This is a genomic window from Paenibacillus germinis (assembly GCF_013141785.1).
GTDB lineage: Bacteria > Bacillota > Bacilli > Paenibacillales > NBRC-103111 > Paenibacillus_E > Paenibacillus_E phytorum.
Genome location: NZ_WHOC01000158.1, coordinates 97,294 through 115,705 on the forward strand (window position 1 = coordinate 97,294; position 18,412 = coordinate 115,705).

The 18,412-nt window shown below is 46.0% G+C and carries 18 protein-coding genes; 6 read left to right on the plus strand and 12 right to left on the minus strand.

What is annotated here, in order from left to right:
* Window positions 1-2 precede the first annotated feature (2 nt).
* Window positions 3-257: a YuzB family protein gene (locus GC102_RS30000; RefSeq protein WP_057307555.1), complete on the minus strand. Its 255-nt coding sequence runs from the start codon at window positions 255-257 to the stop codon at window positions 3-5.
* A 95-nt stretch (window positions 258-352) separates the two neighbouring features.
* Here GC102_RS30000 and GC102_RS30005 point away from each other — a divergent pair, with 95 nt between their 5' ends.
* Window positions 353-598 (plus strand): NifU family protein, encoded by a 246-nt coding sequence (locus GC102_RS30005; protein ID WP_056829608.1) that lies wholly within the window; start codon window positions 353-355, stop codon window positions 596-598.
* Between the two features lie 65 nt (window positions 599-663).
* Here GC102_RS30005 and GC102_RS30010 read toward each other — a convergent pair whose 3' ends face one another.
* From GC102_RS30010 to GC102_RS30030, 5 genes are all read right to left on the minus strand, one after another.
* On the minus strand, window positions 664-1,455 hold the full coding sequence (locus GC102_RS30010; protein WP_171692755.1) for an SDR family oxidoreductase: 792 nt from the start codon (window positions 1,453-1,455) through the stop codon (window positions 664-666).
* A gap of 7 nt (window positions 1,456-1,462) precedes the next feature.
* Complete coding sequence (locus GC102_RS30015) at window positions 1,463-2,173, minus strand: Cthe_2314 family HEPN domain-containing protein (protein WP_171641040.1); 711 nt, start codon at window positions 2,171-2,173, stop codon at window positions 1,463-1,465.
* 37 nt (window positions 2,174-2,210) lie between these two features.
* Window positions 2,211-3,167 carry a DMT family transporter gene (locus GC102_RS30020; protein ID WP_171692756.1) on the minus strand — a complete coding sequence of 319 codons (957 nt, stop codon included), beginning with the start codon at window positions 3,165-3,167 and terminating at the stop codon, window positions 2,211-2,213.
* Window positions 3,164-4,927 carry a UbiD family decarboxylase gene (locus GC102_RS30025; protein ID WP_171692757.1) on the minus strand — a complete coding sequence of 588 codons (1,764 nt, stop codon included), beginning with the start codon at window positions 4,925-4,927 and terminating at the stop codon, window positions 3,164-3,166. Before GC102_RS30025 ends, GC102_RS30020 begins: the two co-directional genes overlap by 4 nt.
* Before the next feature lie 134 nt (window positions 4,928-5,061).
* Window positions 5,062-5,961 (minus strand): COX15/CtaA family protein, encoded by a 900-nt coding sequence (locus tag GC102_RS30030; RefSeq protein ID WP_171641035.1) that lies wholly within the window; start codon window positions 5,959-5,961, stop codon window positions 5,062-5,064.
* A gap of 245 nt (window positions 5,962-6,206) precedes the next feature.
* Between GC102_RS30030 and GC102_RS30035 the strand changes: the two genes are divergently transcribed.
* Complete coding sequence (locus GC102_RS30035; RefSeq protein WP_171692758.1) at window positions 6,207-6,728, plus strand: general stress protein; 522 nt, start codon at window positions 6,207-6,209, stop codon at window positions 6,726-6,728.
* A gap of 86 nt (window positions 6,729-6,814) precedes the next feature.
* Here GC102_RS30035 and GC102_RS30040 read toward each other — a convergent pair whose 3' ends face one another.
* Window positions 6,815-7,159: a thioredoxin family protein gene (locus GC102_RS30040; RefSeq protein ID WP_171692759.1), complete on the minus strand. Its 345-nt coding sequence runs from the start codon at window positions 7,157-7,159 to the stop codon at window positions 6,815-6,817.
* A gap of 165 nt (window positions 7,160-7,324) precedes the next feature.
* Between GC102_RS30040 and GC102_RS30045 the strand changes: the two genes are divergently transcribed.
* The 4 genes from GC102_RS30045 (at window position 7,325) to GC102_RS30060 (ending at window position 10,818) form a co-directional block, all read left to right on the plus strand.
* Window positions 7,325-8,164: an SPFH domain-containing protein gene (locus tag GC102_RS30045; protein WP_171692760.1), complete on the plus strand. Its 840-nt coding sequence runs from the start codon at window positions 7,325-7,327 to the stop codon at window positions 8,162-8,164.
* A gap of 13 nt (window positions 8,165-8,177) precedes the next feature.
* Window positions 8,178-8,369, plus strand: coding sequence for a type II toxin-antitoxin system antitoxin (locus GC102_RS30050; protein ID WP_171692761.1), 192 nt, complete (start codon window positions 8,178-8,180; stop codon window positions 8,367-8,369).
* 111 nt (window positions 8,370-8,480) lie between these two features.
* Entirely contained in the window at window positions 8,481-8,843 is a 363-nt protein-coding gene (locus GC102_RS30055) for a hypothetical protein (protein WP_171692762.1), read from the plus strand.
* A 673-nt stretch (window positions 8,844-9,516) separates the two neighbouring features.
* Window positions 9,517-10,818, plus strand: a complete 1,302-nt coding sequence (locus GC102_RS30060) for a DUF2515 family protein (protein WP_171692763.1) — start codon at window positions 9,517-9,519, stop codon at window positions 10,816-10,818.
* A gap of 15 nt (window positions 10,819-10,833) precedes the next feature.
* On the opposite strand, the gene GC102_RS30065 is transcribed toward GC102_RS30060, so the two are convergent.
* From GC102_RS30065 to GC102_RS30085, 5 genes are all read right to left on the minus strand, one after another.
* Window positions 10,834-12,507, minus strand: coding sequence for a putative polysaccharide biosynthesis protein (locus tag GC102_RS30065; RefSeq protein ID WP_171692764.1), 1,674 nt, complete (start codon window positions 12,505-12,507; stop codon window positions 10,834-10,836).
* A 33-nt stretch (window positions 12,508-12,540) separates the two neighbouring features.
* Complete coding sequence (locus GC102_RS30070; RefSeq protein WP_171692765.1) at window positions 12,541-13,020, minus strand: DUF456 domain-containing protein; 480 nt, start codon at window positions 13,018-13,020, stop codon at window positions 12,541-12,543.
* A 42-nt stretch (window positions 13,021-13,062) separates the two neighbouring features.
* Window positions 13,063-13,806, minus strand: a complete 744-nt coding sequence (locus tag GC102_RS30075; protein ID WP_216628214.1) for a Cof-type HAD-IIB family hydrolase — start codon at window positions 13,804-13,806, stop codon at window positions 13,063-13,065.
* A gap of 26 nt (window positions 13,807-13,832) precedes the next feature.
* The gene (gene asnB / locus GC102_RS30080) at window positions 13,833-15,707 is read right to left on the minus strand and encodes an asparagine synthase (glutamine-hydrolyzing) (RefSeq protein WP_171692924.1); all 1,875 of its coding nucleotides are present in this window, start codon (window positions 15,705-15,707) and stop codon (window positions 13,833-13,835) included.
* 623 nt (window positions 15,708-16,330) lie between these two features.
* Entirely contained in the window at window positions 16,331-18,394 is a 2,064-nt protein-coding gene (locus GC102_RS30085; protein ID WP_171692767.1) for a peptidoglycan D,D-transpeptidase FtsI family protein, read from the minus strand.
* Window positions 18,395-18,412: the final 18 nt, after the last annotated feature.

An 18,412-nucleotide genomic window follows, 5' to 3' on the forward strand; every position in this document is an offset into this window, starting at 1 on the left:
GATTAGTCTCCAAGAAGTTCGTACATTGCTTCTATTTCTTTAATCCGGTTTAAAATGCGCTCGTGAAGAGCATCGGCGCTTTCAGCTGCAATGATTTCGCCATTCACAAGCGCATAAGGTTCCATATAGCACTGTCCGCAATTGCCTAGACAGCCGTATTCCATGACGTCGAAGTCAGGATTTTGTTCCAAAGCTTTCATGACTTTATCAGTTCCATGGTGCATATTACTGGCACAAAACTCAATGATTGGTCTCATTATATAAATTCCACCTTATGTTGATATTCAAGCCCACAACCATTTTCATTTAAACATTATTGTAATATAATAATAGAAGAAAGGAGATGAATCAAATGACTGAAAAAACAAAAGAAGTAATTTATGATGAAGTCCTTGAGGTTTTAGATAAACTCCGTCCTTTTCTACAACGCGATGGCGGTGACGTAGATCTCGTTGATGTAGAAGACGGTATTGTGAAGCTGAAACTTATGGGTGCCTGCGGCAGCTGCCCGAGCTCAACAATCACGTTGAAAGCTGGTATTGAACGCGCATTGGTTGAAGAGGTTGAAGGCATAACAGAAGTCGTACAGGTATTCTAATTACGACTATATCATAAGAAAGAGCTTACCTCTATGGTAAGCTCTTTTTGCATATAGGATAAGGACTAGTTTTTACGCTGGTTAAGCACCGGTAATGGTTGGATGGGATCGAGGCCCCCAGAAATATCCATAATATTCCCAGTAATGAAATCGGATGCAGGTAAACAAAGGAAATCAATGACTCTAGCTACATCTTCGCCTGTCCCAGGTCTCCCTACCGGTGTTTCCCCATCAACCTCCAGACGCGCTTCTTGCATCGTCCGTTCTTTGTTCTTACCTCGAATATCGCCAGGACATATCATATTGACAGTGATCCCATGACTCGCTTCTTCTTCCGCCAAAGTCTTCGTAAAGGAAACTAAGCCTACCTTAGCCGCCGCGTATACGGCGCGATGCGTCCAGCCCCTAGCTTCAGCCGCCTTTCCGAATCCAAAGTGGACAATTCGTCCCCAGCGTCTCTCCCTCATCATAGGCAGAACCAGATGATCAAGCTCCATAACACCGAGCAAATTGCCGCGCATCAGATATTCAATCTCATCGATGTTATAATCAGCGAAAAAGCGCCGCTCTCTGAAGAAAGGCCCGGCATTATTCACGAGAATATCAATCGGACCGAGCGCAGATGTTGTTTGTTCCACCATACGTATAATATCTTCGCGTTTGGCGACATCGCCTTGGACGGCCACGCTGCGAACACCTAGATCTTCCAATTGAAGGACAAGCTCAGCGGCTTCTTTTTCACTATTTACATAATTGACAGCTACCTGACAACCCCGCCTTGCTAGGGTAATCGCGGTCATTTTGCCCAAGCCCTTGGCGCTGCCAGTAATAAGAACCGTTCGGCCTCTTAATTCCATGGTCCTCTTACCCCTTTGCAATACTTGCCGTAATATAAGAGAAAGCTATTGTTAAGGTTCGGCACACCATTTCAAATCCCTGCTGCAGATCAGCGACATTTGATTTCACATTTTCAACATGAATGCGTTCTCCTGGAATCGGTTCTTTTTGCATAAGATCATCCAGCATTTCAGCATTAATATAATGAATTTCCATATTACGCTGATTGCGGAGTCGATCTAATGCCGATTTATAATCCATTTTGAGATTATAAAGCTGGAGCTCCAGTGAACCGTGAATATGCTTTTCATGCATGCGGCGCAGTACAGTAAAGTACGAGAACCGAGACTTAAGCGTTTCTGTTTTCAGCTCGAATAGATCATTCATAAATGTGCCCAATTTGTCCAAGATCGAAAACAAGCGAATGAAAGCATTTTTATAAAAATAAACAAATCGATGATATTCTTCGACCTCTTGCGGGTTCATTTCCTCCAAGAATGCCTTACTGATATGTTCAGCGTAACGCTCACAGCAATATTTGCTCTGTTCCAGCTCATCCAAGGCATCGATAAACCCCTTGCTCCAGATCGCCCGTCTATGGTACTTGGGATACTCTGAGGCTAAGTGGCTATGCTCCTTAGATTCCAACAGCTCAATATATGTTCTCACCGCGTTGCCAGCGTCTAGAAGAAGTCCGCTATCGATTCGTTTCGGTTCATTGAACAATACTCGCAGCACGGGCACACCCCTTTTTCATCCTAGCAAATTTGTTCGGTTATAGCTTTGCTGTTTGTTCGCTTAGCAGGGTCTGTTTCACCTTCTGTGAACGATCCCGTTGCACTAAATACATAGCTGCCAAAACCCCAACACCACCCAAACATTGATACAGAGAGATAGACTCATGTAAAAAAATGAAGCCTGCAATAGCTGCTGTTACAGGAAGTAAGTATCCATAAGCAGAGGATTTGAACGGCCCTAGCTTAGCTAAGCTCCAGTTGTGTATAGAAAATCCTAAGGCAGTAGCCAACAAGGAGGTGTAAATTAAGCTGATCCAACCTGTCGAAGAGATGGCCGCATAATAGGCGGCGTCAGCACGCAAAAGTACGAAGGGCAATAACGAAAGCGCCCCTGCTGTCATTTCAAGCGAAATCAACAGCGGCAGCGGATAGCGTAATACAAGTCGATTCATACCGATGAGATAAATGGCTCCCATAACACTGCGCATCAGTAATAGGATATCTCCTTTAAACGTTTCCCCTCCAAGATGGAATCCATCAACCCCACCTGAGACTATGATGATTACACTGCATAAAGCTAATGGAATCCCTATAAGGATGCGCCATGTGAGCCTCACTTGACCGGCTATTAAAGCGAAAAGAACCGTTATGACGGGCATGAAGCCCCGCCCTAATACAGCGCCATTCGCGGAGTTAGAAAACTGCAAGGCATACTGCAGAAGGGCTTCCATGCCAATAGCATTGAGAATGCCTAATCCACATATAAGGAGAAGATCTCTTCCGGCAATCTGTATCTTCAACGAACGCGATCGATAATAAAAGTAAGTATAGACCCACAGCATCGGAATCATACTCGCGAAGCGCAACCCGTTAAAAACGAGGGAATCCCACTCTCTTCCCCCAATCTTTAGCGAAGCTAAATTAATGCCCCAAAGGATATACACCAGAACAAATCCTGCATGTGGATAAAAGGAACGGAGCCGATCCGCATTCATGCGAAATATTCCTTCCAGCGGCGATCCACGAGTTCCACGATATCTTCCCGCGGGAACAGCTCATCTGGGTATCCCGGTTTCATACGAGCATCAATCACAATCGGAACCTCATACGCGATGTGATGACGATTTACGCTGGACTGCGCGTACATGTCACTTGCCGGATTGAAACGAGTGAACACGGTCCATAGGAACTTGGTTTGGTCGTGCACGATGCCGCTGGCGTCATCCACTAAGATGACAAGCGGCCACTCTGTTAAGCGGCTGGCTGCATTCGCCAGCAGACGCTGTGGCAGCTCCGGCTCCGCCGCGTAAGATGCCCCTGAGACAAGCAGACATCCGCCGCAGTAAACGGCGATATCATGGATCTCAGGCAGCTCTCCGGCGGTGTAGGCTCTTGGCAGGTCGCGTACAGGGTCGCCTGTCCCGAGAAGGACTGCTTTGCTGCCGTGATTAAGCTGGCCACCTGTATAATCAAGCGTATCATGCGATGTTTTGTTGAAGATGAATAGGTCACGACCCGGATCAAAACGCTCCAGCACAGTTTCAAGCAGCTCTGTGAAGTTGGCTAGGACCGTCGGCTTGTCCGTGACGATCAAGAACTTGGTGAGTGACAGCTGACCCTCACCTAGAATGCGGAATGCCGTGCCAAGCGCCTCACGGCTATAGCTCTCACGGACGACAGCAGCTGCGAGCGGGTGGAACCCGGTCTCTGCATACGTCCAGAGATCTTTAACCCCCGGCATCGCCATCGGAAACGCGGGCTCGAGAAGTCTTTGCAGGAATTCGCCAAGGAAGTAATCCTCTTGGCGCGGTTTACCGACGATCGTCGCCGGATAGATCGCGTCTTTGCGGTGCCATACATGATTCACGTTGAATACCGGGAAATCATGGATGAGTGAGTAATACCCGAAGTGGTCGCCGAACGGCCCTTCGGCACGTCTCGTATGCGGCGGTACGGAGCCGCATATCGCGAACTCCGCCTCGGCCACGAGGCGGTGCCCCCCATGGGGGTTTTCCACCATGGGGAGCTTCTGCCCGAGGATGAGCGAAGCGAGCATCAGCTCGGGAAGGTGCTCGGGCACTGGCGCAATCGCCGAGGCGATGAGCGCAGGCGGGCCGCCCAGGAACACGGTGACAGGTAGCGGCTTGTTGCGTTTCTCGGCTTCGTGGTAGTGGAAGCCGCCGCCTTTATGTATTTGCCAGTGCATCCCGGTAGTGAAGTCATCGTAAACCTGCATGCGGTACATGCCGAGGTTATGATGACCGCCGTCCGGATGCTCGGTGTATACGAGCGGCAGCGTGACGAACGGGCCGCCATCTTCTTGCCAGCTCGTCAGGACAGGCAGTCCCGCGAGTGGGTTGTCCTGCTTCAAGCCGCCGAGAATCGGCGCTTGGTTCGGTTGTACTTTCTTCGTTCCAACCTTCAGCAGATCCATAATGAGAGCACGTTCGCCCCAGAGCGCTTGCGGCGTTGGAGGCATTAACGTGCTTGTAGCGTTAATAACCGCTTTCATGAATTGCTCCGGTTTGGGGCCGAAGGCAAGATCAACGCGTCTTGTTGTCCCGAACAGATTGGAGACGACAGGGAATGAACTTCCTTTGACATTCGTGAACAGCAAGGCTGGGCCTTGCTCATCAATGACTCTACGATGAATCTCGGCGAGTTCTAAATTTGGGTCTACTGGAGCGGAGATTTCAATCAGTTGATTTTCGCGGCGCAAAATGTCTAGAAAAGCTCGTAAATTCGTTGGTACCATGTATGTTCCACCTTTGACCGTGAGATTGTAGATGAGTAATTGTAAGTAAAAAGGAAATAGCCTTCCGCGTCAGAAGGCCTCCTCTACCGCAAAGGTAGCCCTGCCGTGCTTCCAAGGAGCTCGTCCGTCAGGTATTAAGCTTTGCGGTCATATAGCGTAAGTACGCATAAATAACATAAGAATCCAAACATGCAAGAAACAATAACCGCGTGAATCATGCCGGTAAATAAATAAGCAACTTCATTCCCCATTGACCAGGTCACCACGGCACCACTAATCACTTGAAGAGACACTAAAATTAGCGCCCATTTGCTGCCAAATCTTAGTTTGTCTGAGCCATGATAATAACGTTTGGCTTGTAAGTAAAGAAACAAAATACATATAAAAAGCAGTAATGCCGCTACACGGTGGGTAAAGACAATACCCGTTGCCCCGCTAAGTTCAGGGACTACTTCCCCATTACATAAAGGCCAGCCCGAACATCCACCTGATGAAACCGTGTGACGAACGAATGCACCCAGATAAACAACGACATAGCTGTAAATCGTCGTTATCCATACAAGGGCTTTAAAGCTGCTGCGAATGGCCGTATCACGCTGGAATTGCCCCCAAGGCGTAAAAACAATGGCTAATAGCAAAGAAAAAGCAAAGGCCAATAAGGATAATCCAAAATGTAATGCCAATACGAGTGAAGATTGCGGCCATACGACAGCCATAGCACCCATTGCTGCCTGAATGAGCGTCATCAATACCGTAGCAGAGATGAAAAATTTGGCATCTCTACGTTTCACATAACGAAATACAAGGATGAATGTAGCAACCAGGATTAACGTCACAATGCCGACAACCAATCGATGGCTGTACTCAATAAGCGATGAAATCGTATGTGCCGGGACGAATTTCCCATGACACAGGGGCCACTCATCTCCGCAGCCTCTACCTGCGTCAGCCTTCGTAACTAAGGCACCCATTGCAAGAATAAGAAACATGCCAATGGCGGAAAGATTCGCTAATCTTTGAATCAATTTTTGCATGATTGCACCTACTTTTATGTCGTGACTTCTGTTAATCATGTCGAATGATGTTGTTCCGCTTTCAATTATAGCTGTAATAAGTAGGCAAATCCATTCGCAATTGTTACAAAGCTCCGAAACCACGTAGAAGGCCGTTCTGAAGTTCATAAGGCATTCAATGTTTCAATTTTTTGGACGAGGGTAAATAAAAGATGAGCACCAAATTATTGCGGTTCAACCAAAATCGATCGCAGGAGGTTTTATCTATGGGTAAGCACATTATTGGAGTATTCAATTCGGAAGAAGAAGCCATTCGCGTGATTAACCAACTCAAAGTAGAAGGCTACAGAGCAGATGATATCTCGGTTATTGGTCGGAATAACGAAGGCTTAAGTCATATTGAGAATGAAACTGAAACCAAAGCGGAAGAAGGGCTTGCAACAGGCGCAGCTGCTGGCGGTGTATTGGGTGGCGTTACGGGATTACTGCTGGGTATTGGTGCACTCGCCATTCCAGGTATTGGCCCCATCATAGCAGCTGGACCAATTGTCGCTACTTTGACCGGCGCAGCCGTTGGCGCGGGTGCAGGCGGCCTTGTCGGCGGTTTGATCGGCTTAGGTATTCCCGAGAACGAGGCCAAGGATTATGACAATTACGTTAAGGATGGTAAAATCCTTGTCCTTGTCGAATCTGACTCGACCCGCGATCCTAAAGCCTATGAAACATTTCGCAATAACAAATCGTTGAATGCTAACACCTATACCCCTGAGTATGGGTATCGATCCTAGATATATACTTGGGTTAAAAAAATCTCTCTTTGGTAAAATGGGGTCAAACTTGACCCCATTTACTCAAAAGAGAGATTTTTTTGTGCTTATGACTTTAGCGCATCGGACACTTCGATAGCACGACCCAGGAACTCCTCAATTTCTTCGCGTGTTTTACGTAGTTTACTGACGAAACGAACCAGTTCTTGGCCTCCACGGAAGGCGATAAAGCTCGGTATACCAAGGATGTTCAACTGCTCACAAAGATCAGGTACTTCGTCGCGGTCTAACTCGATGAATGTGATACGCCCAGCATAAGCTTCTTCCACTGCCGGCATGAAGGGTTCGATATAATGGCAGTCTTTGCACCAACTTGCTTTGAATACAGCAATGGTCAACGTAGGCTGCGAGATTTGTTCTTGAAAAGCTTGTTCATTGGATACTTTAATCATGACGAGCACCTCACTGCTTAGAATTTATTAACTTATAGCATGCCCTAACAATTGTGTCAAGATTAAAAAATAGGCAGCGTTCTGCTTGAAAGACATTTACAATAAAAGTAAAAAGTGATATCATATGAATATCAGAAAGATATTTTTCTAAGGGGTGCTGCAGGAATGAAAGAAACGAATGCTTGGTCATTAAATGGTTTTCTCGGTTTATTGTTATTTATTATCGGCGGTGGGATTGGCGTTTTCCTTCTTACGCAAGAACGAATTGCGCCGGGCATCATCCTTATTATTCTGGGGCTGATATTCGTCTCGACGATCACTGCTGTTAATCCGAATGAAGCTTCTGTCATCACTTTCTTCGGCAGCTACTTAGGTACAATTCGAAAGAGCGGCCTATGGTTAATCGTCCCTTTTTCACACAGAAAGAAAATTTCATTGCGGGTGCGCAATTTTAACAGCGTTAAACTCAAAGTAAACGATATTGAAGGAAATCCAATCGAGATTGCGGCCGTTATTGTGTTTAAAGTAGTCGATACCTACAAGGCCCTCTTTGATGTCGACAGCTACGAAAAGTTCGTTGAAATTCAAAGTGAAACGGCACTGCGTCATGTCGCTAGCAAATATCCTTATGACCGTTTTGAAAGCGAAGGTTACTCACTTAGAGGCAATGCAGATGAAGTTGCCGCTGAGCTTAGCCTTGAACTGCAGCAGCGTCTGTCTGTAGCAGGTGTAGAGGTCATCGAGTCCCGCCTGACCCACCTTGCTTATTCGACTGAAATTGCCAGTGCCATGCTTCAACGCCAGCAGGCTTCTGCTATTCTGTCCGCTCGCCAAATTATTGTTGATGGCGCTGTGGGTATGGTTCAGATGGCTATTGCTCGTTTGGAGTCCGAGGGCATGCACCTAGACGAGGAAAGAAAAGCGGCCATGATTAACAATCTTCTTGTTGCGATTGTATCGGACCGCTCAGCGAGCCCGGTCATTAATACCGGTTCGTTGTACTAACGGGACCAGGGCTATGGCTCCTAAGAAAAATTTCCCGCTACGACTTGATCCCAAGCTGTACGAGGCTTTGGAACGTTGGGCGGAGGATGAATTCCGCAGTGTGAACGGTCATATCGAGTATTTGCTGCGTGAAGCGCTCCATCGAACCGGACGTGTGATTAAACCCGGAACAGAGCAAACCAATTCGGAAAAGACAGATGAGTGATTTTTATGATGACCTTGCGATTAACCTCGCAAGGTTTTTCTATTTATTAAAGTTTCTAGCCATCGCATTCAGGGTAAATAGAAATAAAGATGAGATAAGGAGTGATACAGCATGCCAAGAACAAAATACTGGGTTAGCGTCGGAAGGCAAGAAGTCGTGCCAGCCAGTGACGTGCTCATTCGAGACCATTATGAGTTCGAGATCCACGCCAATGAAGCTGAGCTTCTCCTGCTCGTTGAACAATTCCGGGAAATCAATCTGGTAGATAAACAATTGGTGAAACGGGCAAGTACTCCGTATGAGGCGTTCCCAGAAAAAGATCAGGACATGAAAAATCGCGCTTATGATGAGCGGCTTAAGGATATTTATTTTCTTGTGTACCAGTTGGGGACGACTGAAACAAAGAAGCATATTGAAGCTATGAATCTGGGGGATTTACCGGAATACCAGAATATCAATAGCAAACCGGAATAGACCGTCAATTCATTCATCCAATCTTGTTCTACATTAAGTATCTTAAACCAGGATCTATCCTCAAACATGCTCACTTAAGGTTGTCGGATGAATGAATCCCTATTCTCGGTTGAATGATGTTGTAGAAAGTACAACAATTGCTACCTAGATCCCGCCTCTCTCCCTTCAATGTTGCATAACGTACAACAATTGGGCCCTATAAAGGCCATTTCGCAACAAATGGGTTCGAAATGTTGTATAAACTGCAACATAAATTTGCAAAATAGCCTTTTGGCGTGTGTTTTGTTGTATAAATTACAACATTGGTAACCACGATTATCCATCCACCCTAACGAAGCTGTTAAACGACCATAAAATCACATTTTGTAGTATATCTTTTTATGTTGAAAAAAGGGACCTTTCGGCCCCTTTTTCAACGTTTCCGGTCTTTCACAATGCACTACCTAATTGATAAATGATCAATCATTACATTTCTTACTTCTAAATTATCTTTGCGCTCGATTATTCCGGCAAACCATCTTCCCACTACGTTCGTAGGAGTAATCCCTCTAATCCCTCTAGGAATAATACGATGGAAACCATAGCCATAATTGGCCGCGTTCCCACATACCTGTAAGTGAATAAGCAAACACTAGAGGCAAGGATTCAGAGAAGGTCGGGGAGGTATTTGGTGTTGGGAGGAACAGTCAAATCCAGAGGTAAGAACGTTAAAGGCGTTCTCAGCAAAATGAGAGGACTGCCGAACGCAGTCGCACAGCTGTTCAAACAGCAAGCATCACTGCTTTTGCATTCCTCTGCTAAAATAGTTGGCCCTTTGGAGGAAATTCCTGTCACGACAGCATTCATAGGACGGCTGGAAAAGGGTCTAAAACATCAATTAGATCTGCAGCAAAGCGGTGTCGTAAGTTCTCCTCTCTCCACTGATGAGAAGGCGATTGTGCATCAAATCAAGGAACACACTCAGCGGGAAAACCGAAATAATGTGACACGAACTAACGCGTATTGGTCTTGCTATCAAGCTAATCCGGAGCTTCACTGGGCACTGCTTGCCCATATGGTTTCACGCAACGGGGGTTGGTGCATGACCGATCTTCGCGGGGAGCTGCTGCCAAATTTGATAAGCAATGAATTGGCCCAGCATCTATTTGCTTTTCTGGAACGAGCGAACGGTCTTATTTTTCAAGATGCTTATCCTCAACTACTGCTCTACCACGAAAGCAAGAAACGAAAGATGAATTTGTTTCATCTCCTTCCGCATATGGGCATTTCATCCTGGATGATCCCTGTTTGGAGCGACTTTATGACGTATCAAGAATCGGCCGCGCTAACGATTGCACTTATTGTTAATGAGCAAAACTACATCGAAAAACGAATCGTAAAGAATAAACATTTTCAGCAAAACGTGTTGAATACCCCTTTGTTCAAAACACAAGCATGGCTGCAATTGAATCAAATCGGGTTTCCCTTTTTTCCCGCATCGATTGAAACACAAGCTCCTCAGCCGAATCTGGCTGGGCTGATACTTGAGAATTTCGCTAGCTTAACAGAACGCATCGAATTCGGAAAAAGCTTGTATGCGATACTTTTCGGAGCACCGGAAGTACTTCAAGGCGTGCTTAGATTTGCGGCCACAACTCCCCACACTGGATCACGTTCCGATTACTGGCCTCACCTGTTTGCCCAAATAAGAAAAACCCCTCCCGATATGAAATATCAGGAGAGGTTGGATGGCTGTGCCCTTAAGAAAGGGACACTGCCGTTTTATAGTCCTAAGCTTACATCGGTATGGCCTGACAGGATCTTAGCCCCCGTAGAGCCCGGTGACTGGTTTACGAATGTGAAGGAGGCACTGGTGCATATGCGCTCCATTCCTGTACCGATTCCTTATGATTTAACAAAAGAAGTGTACTTTGGTTTAAGCAAGATTGAATTAGGCATTGTAGCTGCCCAAGCGATTAAAAAAGTGATACGGTGACTCAGCTAGGCTTGGCTAGGAACGTTTGATAAGACGACTCACTTTGCCGATTAGCTTTTGCACTGGCGATGGGAAGTTCTTCACATCATCCTTCGTTACAACACGTGTAACCATCAGCATCAATGGATACAAGGCAGCCGAGAAGCCACAAACAAGTACAGCATTTATTCCTTCATTTAGTCGATACAAGCTAGTTGGATGCACATACGTATGTGTGAGCCATTCTGCCCCTAGACCAAGGATAACTATAACAACGATGGAAAACAGTAATCCGATGAAACGACGTCCGAGGATTGTAAAGTCGACTTCTTTACGAAGCGATCGCAAATTGAGCCAAGACATGACAATAAAACAAAGACCCGTTGAGCCGATGATTCCATAGATGCCAAACCACTGCGCAAGTAAGAAGCTACCAGCTAGCTTGACTGCAATACCAACGGCAACATGCAGCATTAGCGGTTTCATTCGGCCCATGCCCATAAGGACAGCGCCCGATGTTTGCATTACAATTTGAAACATAGCTCCTAATGTGAGCAGCGAAATCATGTGAGGTCCATGACTCATACCGAAAGCGGTATCCTCATGCCCGAACATGAAGAAATCTAATGGACGCGCAGCAATGGCGATGACCAATACAGCCGGTAACCCAGAAAGAATCGAGAGTTGAAGCACTCTAGTTGTATGGTGACCAACCTGTTTCATATCTTTGCGGGAGTAGGCCGCTGAGATGATGGGAACGACGGATTGACTAAGCGCGATGGCCAAAATAATCGGAATCCCCGCCAAGGACTGGGCACGTCCTCCTATGATACCAACAAGCCCAAGCGCTTCACTTCTGCCAATTGTCCCTTCTAAGAGCGGGATAATGATAGAAGTATCGATCGCATACACAAGTGTAACCGTCACTGAGAAAATAACGATCGGAATCGACAGCTTCAATAAGCTGCGATAGATTTCACTATAACGAACTGGCGTATGTGATTGTGGCGATTTCGTGCTTCCCACAGCTATCTGTTCGGCCACTATGTTCGACTGCGCATCTCTACGCTTCAGCTTCAAGGCATAGTAAAGCATAACGGCAAGTGCCGCAATCCCTCCCATGACCCCTCCAAAAGATGCGCCCGCAACTCCCCAACCTAAGCTGATGTTCAATAAAATAAATGCCAGTCCGATTGAGGTTACGAGTCTGAATATTTGTTCCACAACCTGTGATATTCCGTTAGGCATCATGTTTTGTCTGCCTTGGAAATACCCCCGCATAATGGCTATAAGCGGGAAGAACAGCATGGCTGGCGCTATAGCGCGAGTAGCTAGTGTCGCATCCGGTCCACCATGCGAAATGTGCTCGGCATAGATCGGTGCAAAGACATATAGCAGCGCCGTCATCACGACTCCCGCTACGATTGCAAACCATATTGCCGCGCGATAGATCCGCTGCGCTTCAGCAGGTCTTCCGATCGCATATTTCTCGGACACCATTTTGCTTAGTGCGCTGGGGATACCGGCAGTTGCTACAACAAGTAAGATCGAGTATAGATTAAAAGCAATGGAATAACTGCCCATTCCTTCTTCATGAAGCAAATGTACCAGCGGAATTCGCTGGAAAACGCCGAGAAACCGCGCTATTAGCGCGGCTACGGTGAGAATGAGCGTCCCTTTTACTAGAGAATCTTTGGTTTCCTTCGTCAAGTCCGTTCCTACTCTCTTACAGTATTCATTCCATTAAAAAACCCAGATTAAAAAGATAATAATCATCGCTAGCTGAAGCGCAATTTTCACCGCACTGCTTGCAAAGAAACCGAGTACAGAGCCAACACCGGCACTTATCGCCTTTTTCCACGACGTACCGATGATGATTTCACCAATCACTGCGCCTAAGAAGGGGCCAATGAGTATGCCGAAAGCTGGAATAACAAAAGGCCCAATGATTAGACCAATTGTACTACCGATGATAGCCGCCTTCGAGCCTCCGAACTTCTTTACCCCTAGCGCACCTACTGCGTAATCGGCCACCATAATGATGATGACAATCAAGGATTGGATAATCCAGAACCCGAATCCGAACGGTTCGAAGCTAATCAACCAACCATAGATGAAGAAAGCTCCATAAATCGCTAACACACCGGGCAGTACCGGATAAACAGCACCAATCATACCCACTACAAATAAAAGGATAACTAATGTCCAGCCTAAGGTGATCATAGATCTCATCTCCTCCAATCTAAGAGGCTTATCACTTCTACTTTACAGCATATAAGTGCGAATCACTTTAGCAATGGCATGTTCATTATTGGTAACGGTCGTAATATCGGCAATTCGTTTCACTTCATCCTGTGCATTACCCATAGCTACACCGAGACCTACTTCACGAATCATCGCGATGTCGTTTTCACTATCTCCCATCGCAATGACTTCGGACATTCTAATGCCTAGAAGCTGACATACAGTCTCTACGCCGCTCGCCTTACTAATACCTAATGGGTTAAGTTCAATATTAGAGGGATGGGAATTCGTTATTTCAAGTGTTCCCCATCCCTCTACGATGTCCCGGATTTGCTGCAGTTTCTCCATATTTTCGGTAAAATAACCGAACTTTAGCCATTCTTGGCTGTCAATGTCCATGGCTTCGCTCTCGCGATTGAACACACCTTCCACCGAATAAGCCCACCACCAACAATCATGCGTTTGTGCTAAACTATGCAAATTACGTACTGTCTCGGCAGGAAGCAGGGTCCGTTTAAGCAATTTAGACGGAGACTCCCATACTTCACTCCCATTGACCACAACAAGCGGTGAGGTAAGCCCTAGCTCCTGAATATAAGGCATGGCGCTTACAGCTCCGCGTCCTGTAGACATAATAACGATCTTACCCGCTTTAGTGGCTTCCTGAATCGCTTCTCGGTTTTCAACTGATATTTTTTTGTCATCGTCCAGCAAGGTGCCATCCATATCGAGGGCAAGTAATTTATAAGATCCCACGTTTCCCATCCCCTGTCTCTACGTCATTAGTAGACCTAGTAAGCAGCGAGCACTTTCTTAGGCAGTTCTTCCATAAATGTCACATGCCAGAGGGCAAAAATATAGATGGTCCAAATGCGGCGAGCATAGTCGCCCTGACCATTACGATGCTTATGCAGCATGCGCTCCACAGCGTTGATGTCAATGTAATCTTCAATCCCGCTGGACTTAATTTGCTCAAGGACCATATCGCCCATCGAACCTTTCATCCAATCGCGCAGCGGTACCGGGAAGCCCAGCTTCGGACGGTTCAGGATAGGATCAGGGATGATACCTTCCATCGCCTTGCGGAAAATGTACTTCGTCGTTCCATTCGCGATTCGGTACTTTGCTGGAATACGGCGTGCCACTTCGAATAGTTCCTTATCGAGGAAAGGAACACGAAGCTCAAGTGAGTGTGCCATCGTCATCTTGTCAGCCTTCATCAGAATATCGCCAGGCATCCATAGATTCATATCGATATACTGCATCCGGCTCACAGGATCAAGATGCGTCGTCTTGCTGTAATAATCGCCAGCAATTTGCACTGGATTCTTATAGTTGCGCAGCATCTCACTATCAAGGCGCAGCACCTCCGCTTTCATATCCTCGGAGAAAATCTTGGCGTTGCCGAGGAAACGCTCCTCAAGCGGTGTCGTGCCCCGCAGTAAGTAGTTGCGGCCCTTCACACTGCTTGGCAGCATCCGGGCAAAGCGGTTCAGCATGCGCTTCACCGATGGCGGCAGCTGGTCGATCGGACGCAATGATTGCGGCTCGCGATAAATGCGGTAGCCGCCGAACAGCTCGTCCGCGCCTTCGCCGGACAGAACAACCGTCACGTGCTCGCGCGCAAGCTTCGCCACGTGATAAAGGGCAATGGCCGAAGGATCGGCGACAGGCTCGTCCTGGTGCCAGATCGCCTTCGGCATCGTGCCGAAGAAATCATCCTGCGTGATGATTTTATCGTAATGCTCTGTGCCGAGTGCCGCAGCCGTTTGGGCGGCAATCGGCGTTTCATTGTTGGCGCCTTCGAAGCCAACGGAAAACGTGCGGATCGGTTCGATATTCCGCATATGTGTAGCAATCGCCGTCGAGTCAATCCCGCTCGACAAGAAGCACCCGCGATCCACATCACTCACCATGTGGAGCTTGACCGAATCCTTCAATGTTTCACGAATTTGTTCCACGTACTCATCAAACGGGCGCTCCTCCGGCTCAAACATAGGATCCCAATATTTATGTATCGACATTTCTCCGTCGAACGTTATTTTGACCGTATGCCCTGGGGGAAGCTTATGTATGCCATGGAACATCGTGTTAGGCTCCGGCACGTATTGAAAGGTCAGATAGTTCAGCAAGCTGTCCGTATGGATCAACCGGTTCATGCCGTCCGCAGCCAGCAAGCTCTTAATTTCAGAGCCAAACAAGAACTGACGGTCATTGACATGATAATAAAACGGCTTAATGCCGAAGTGGTCTCTCGCTCCGAACAGCTGCTTCTTTTTCTTGTCCCAGATAACGAAGCCAAACATGCCGCGCATGTATTTGACGCATTCCTCTCCATACTCCTCATAGAGGTGAACGATAACCTCCGTATCACTTTGCGTGCGGAATTGATGCCCACGCTCCTGCAGCATGCTGCGCAGGGCTTTATAATTATAAATTTCCCCGTTGAAAATGATCCACACAGAATCATCCTCATTAGCCAAAGGCTGATGTCCTTCTTTCAGGTCAATAACAGACAAGCGGCGAAAGCCAAGACCAATTCGATTATCCGTCCAAAAACCGGAATCGTTCGGACCCCGATGAACAATAACATCTGTCATTTGCTGCAACATTGCAGTGGTTGGTTCTCTATCTTCAAAATACATTACACCCGTAATACCACACATGGTGAAACTCACTCCTCCGTACCATTCATCATCAATCTTTCTATTCGACAACCGATATACTAGTATACCATATCTGTCCGTCATACTGGAAATGCGATGAAAGTACGTGAAAGCGCTGTATCCTATAGAAAAATGATGGAAATCAGAAGTCGCTTTAATGAAGCTGATAACCTGGTTTTTTTCATACATTTCTCCACCTTTCCTATACGCATAAAAGTTTGCCTCATGCAACTTTTGGGGTGAAAAATGTCCTTTCCCCTAGACTAGGATATGCTCAAGGATGGGAAACGGTTCCTGCACTTGTTTAGAGTCATTCAACTTTCGTGAGGGCAGATGAGCAATAGTGGTTCCCCATTGTTGTATTATCTACAACAATTCACACGCTCAAAGGCTATTTTGCAACTTGAAGTTGTAGTTTGTACAACATTTCGAGCCCATTTGCTGAAAAATGGCCTGTTCAGGATCATTCAACAGCGAATATTAAACATACGACCCCTAACCCAAAAACATAAAAAGGGTCTGCTTCCGCAGATCCCTTTTTAGTACTACCTTTTTTCTGACCTTCCAAACTATTTAATCCACTCTGCTGGCACGATTCGAATAACAACGAATTCAATAGCGATTTACCACGGCCTTTTCCCGCCGCCCAGCTTCGTCAGAATACCGTCGTTCGCCGCGTCATAAGCCTGAAAGATTTTGGCTGCTATCGGGGATGCCCCATAACGTCCGAATCCACCTTCAGGTACAACAACTGCAACGGCAAGTTTTGGATTCTCTACGGGAGCAAAGGCGATAAATACGGCATTTTCTACCGTGCCTCCCGATACTGCTTGCGTCGATGTACCTGTTTTGCGTGCTACATTATACGGTAATTCCTCAATGCCCTCGGCGCCACTTTTCATCCCATGAATAATGACATTCCAATCTTCTTTAGCAAATTCAGAGGAAAAATCCTCAATAACCTCCGGCTCAACCTTTTTAACTAATTCACCCTGGTAGTCCCGAATTTCATCTACAAAAAGAGGCTTCATACGTTTCCCGCGACTGGCCAGTGTAGCTGTGTATTGAGCAAGCTGCAGTGTTGTCGTTTTTTCATTCTGTCCCCATGAGGCGTAGACCATTGCGGATTGGTAACTATCTTTTTGAGCATTTTTAATAAAATCGTTGGAACCTGCAAATTCACCAGGGAGACCGCTTCCTGTTTTCACTCCCATACCGAATTTCGCAAGGTATTCTGCCCATTTCGCTGTAACCTTTGGAGTTTCTCCCCCATATTTCAAATAAAAGGGAATGCCCACTTTTGCTGACATATACGTGTTAGAAGAGTGTTCAATAGCAGACGAAGCATTAATCGGTCCATAAGCAGCTTTACCAGAGTTAGAGATTGTGCTGGTGCCACCCTTACCAAAGCTAAAAGATCCTGTATCGTAATAGTCCTCATAAGCGCCGAATAATTTCTCCTTAAGACCTATTAATACAGACAAAGGCTTAATGGTTGAACCCATAAATACAATGGAAGAAGGATGCTTCGCATTTTCTTTTTCATCTGGATATTTCGATTTAGCAGTCATGATGGATCCATTCGAAATATACGTACCAATTTCCTTGTAAATATTTGGCGAAATACCTCCGGTCCAAGCATTAGCATCGTAATCCGGATAGTTTGCCATAGTGACAACGCGACCCGTATCCACTTCCATCGCAACAGCAAAACCAGAGGAGGCTTTCATCCCGGTTTTCATATACAGATCATTGGCATGAGAAGGGCTGCGTAAATATTTGATATGTTCCTCCAGCATTCTCTCTGTTGCCTTCTGGATATCTTTATTAATCGAAAGATATAGATTATTCCCTTTGATAGGTGCTGTCACTTCGGCTCTTCCGATAATTTTCATAGCCGCATTTACTGGATATTTCCTACTCCCGTTTTTACCTCGCAGCTCATCCTGATACATGCGTTCGATACCATCAAATCCGACATTTTCAGAGTTCAGGTACTCTTTGCTATTTGGGCTATCTTCATAGATATCTTTGGCCGTTTGTGTAGAAAATGATTTTAAATATCCAACCAAATGTGTGGCAATTGTCGTATTATCATCATCCATCTCATAGGTACGGATACTCTCCTCCGTTACTTCTAGCCACTTAAATTCATCTCTATGCTCTAGTAAATAGGCGATTTCTCCTTTGGATAAATCAGCCTTAAGCCGCCGCGGAACCCAATAGTAACTCGGATCTTTAACCTTATTTTTATTGATATCGTAACCTAAATCCATCGCTAGAACGATCTCTTCGGGTGTTGGGCTAATCGAATTCGGTTTGGCATATTTGTCAAAAACATCAACCTTTAACCGCTTAGCAAGCGCAATAATTTCATCCTTCTTGTCTTGTTGACCTGGTTCAACTCGGAAAAACAAGGACTGAACAGGAATCGTATAAGCCAGAGGAGATTTTGTAGAGTCGTAGATATTGCCTCGAATGGGAGCGATACTCGTGGTTTGATTCGTATTTGTATTCTCCGCCTCTTTAAGATCTTTGGCTTGAACGAATTGTAAGATAGCCAAACGGACGATTAAGACAGAAAATAATAAAAATGTTATAAAGAAAAATATATTGATCCGAAACGAAAAGTGCCGCTTTTTGGTAATCTCTTTTTTCTTCGGATCATCCATAATGGATGACTTCATCGCCTCTCAGATCCTTTC

What these genes read in the sequence shown, in the direction of transcription:
- GC102_RS30000 (WP_057307555.1), bottom strand. Translation starts at nt 257, where the DNA reads ATGAGACCAATCATTGAGTTTTGTGCCAGTAATATGCACCATGGAACT.
- GC102_RS30005 (WP_056829608.1), top strand. Translation starts at nt 353, where the DNA reads ATGACTGAAAAAACAAAAGAAGTAATTTATGATGAAGTCCTTGAGGTT.
- GC102_RS30010 (WP_171692755.1), bottom strand. Translation starts at nt 1,455, where the DNA reads ATGGAATTAAGAGGCCGAACGGTTCTTATTACTGGCAGCGCCAAGGGC.
- GC102_RS30020 (WP_171692756.1), bottom strand. Translation starts at nt 3,167, where the DNA reads ATGAATGCGGATCGGCTCCGTTCCTTTTATCCACATGCAGGATTTGTT.
- GC102_RS30025 (WP_171692757.1), bottom strand. Translation starts at nt 4,927, where the DNA reads ATGGTACCAACGAATTTACGAGCTTTTCTAGACATTTTGCGCCGCGAA.
- GC102_RS30030 (WP_171641035.1), bottom strand. Translation starts at nt 5,961, where the DNA reads ATGCAAAAATTGATTCAAAGATTAGCGAATCTTTCCGCCATTGGCATG.
- GC102_RS30035 (WP_171692758.1), top strand. Translation starts at nt 6,207, where the DNA reads ATGGGTAAGCACATTATTGGAGTATTCAATTCGGAAGAAGAAGCCATT.
- GC102_RS30040 (WP_171692759.1), bottom strand. Translation starts at nt 7,159, where the DNA reads ATGATTAAAGTATCCAATGAACAAGCTTTTCAAGAACAAATCTCGCAG.
- GC102_RS30045 (WP_171692760.1), top strand. Translation starts at nt 7,325, where the DNA reads ATGAAAGAAACGAATGCTTGGTCATTAAATGGTTTTCTCGGTTTATTG.
- GC102_RS30050 (WP_171692761.1), top strand. Translation starts at nt 8,178, where the DNA reads ATGGCTCCTAAGAAAAATTTCCCGCTACGACTTGATCCCAAGCTGTAC.
- GC102_RS30055 (WP_171692762.1), top strand. Translation starts at nt 8,481, where the DNA reads ATGCCAAGAACAAAATACTGGGTTAGCGTCGGAAGGCAAGAAGTCGTG.
- GC102_RS30070 (WP_171692765.1), bottom strand. Translation starts at nt 13,020, where the DNA reads ATGATCACCTTAGGCTGGACATTAGTTATCCTTTTATTTGTAGTGGGT.
- GC102_RS30075 (WP_216628214.1), bottom strand. Translation starts at nt 13,806, where the DNA reads ATGGGAAACGTGGGATCTTATAAATTACTTGCCCTCGATATGGATGGC.
- asnB (WP_171692924.1), bottom strand. Translation starts at nt 15,707, where the DNA reads ATGTGTGGTATTACGGGTGTAATGTATTTTGAAGATAGAGAACCAACC.
- GC102_RS30085 (WP_171692767.1), bottom strand. Translation starts at nt 18,394, where the DNA reads ATGAAGTCATCCATTATGGATGATCCGAAGAAAAAAGAGATTACCAAA.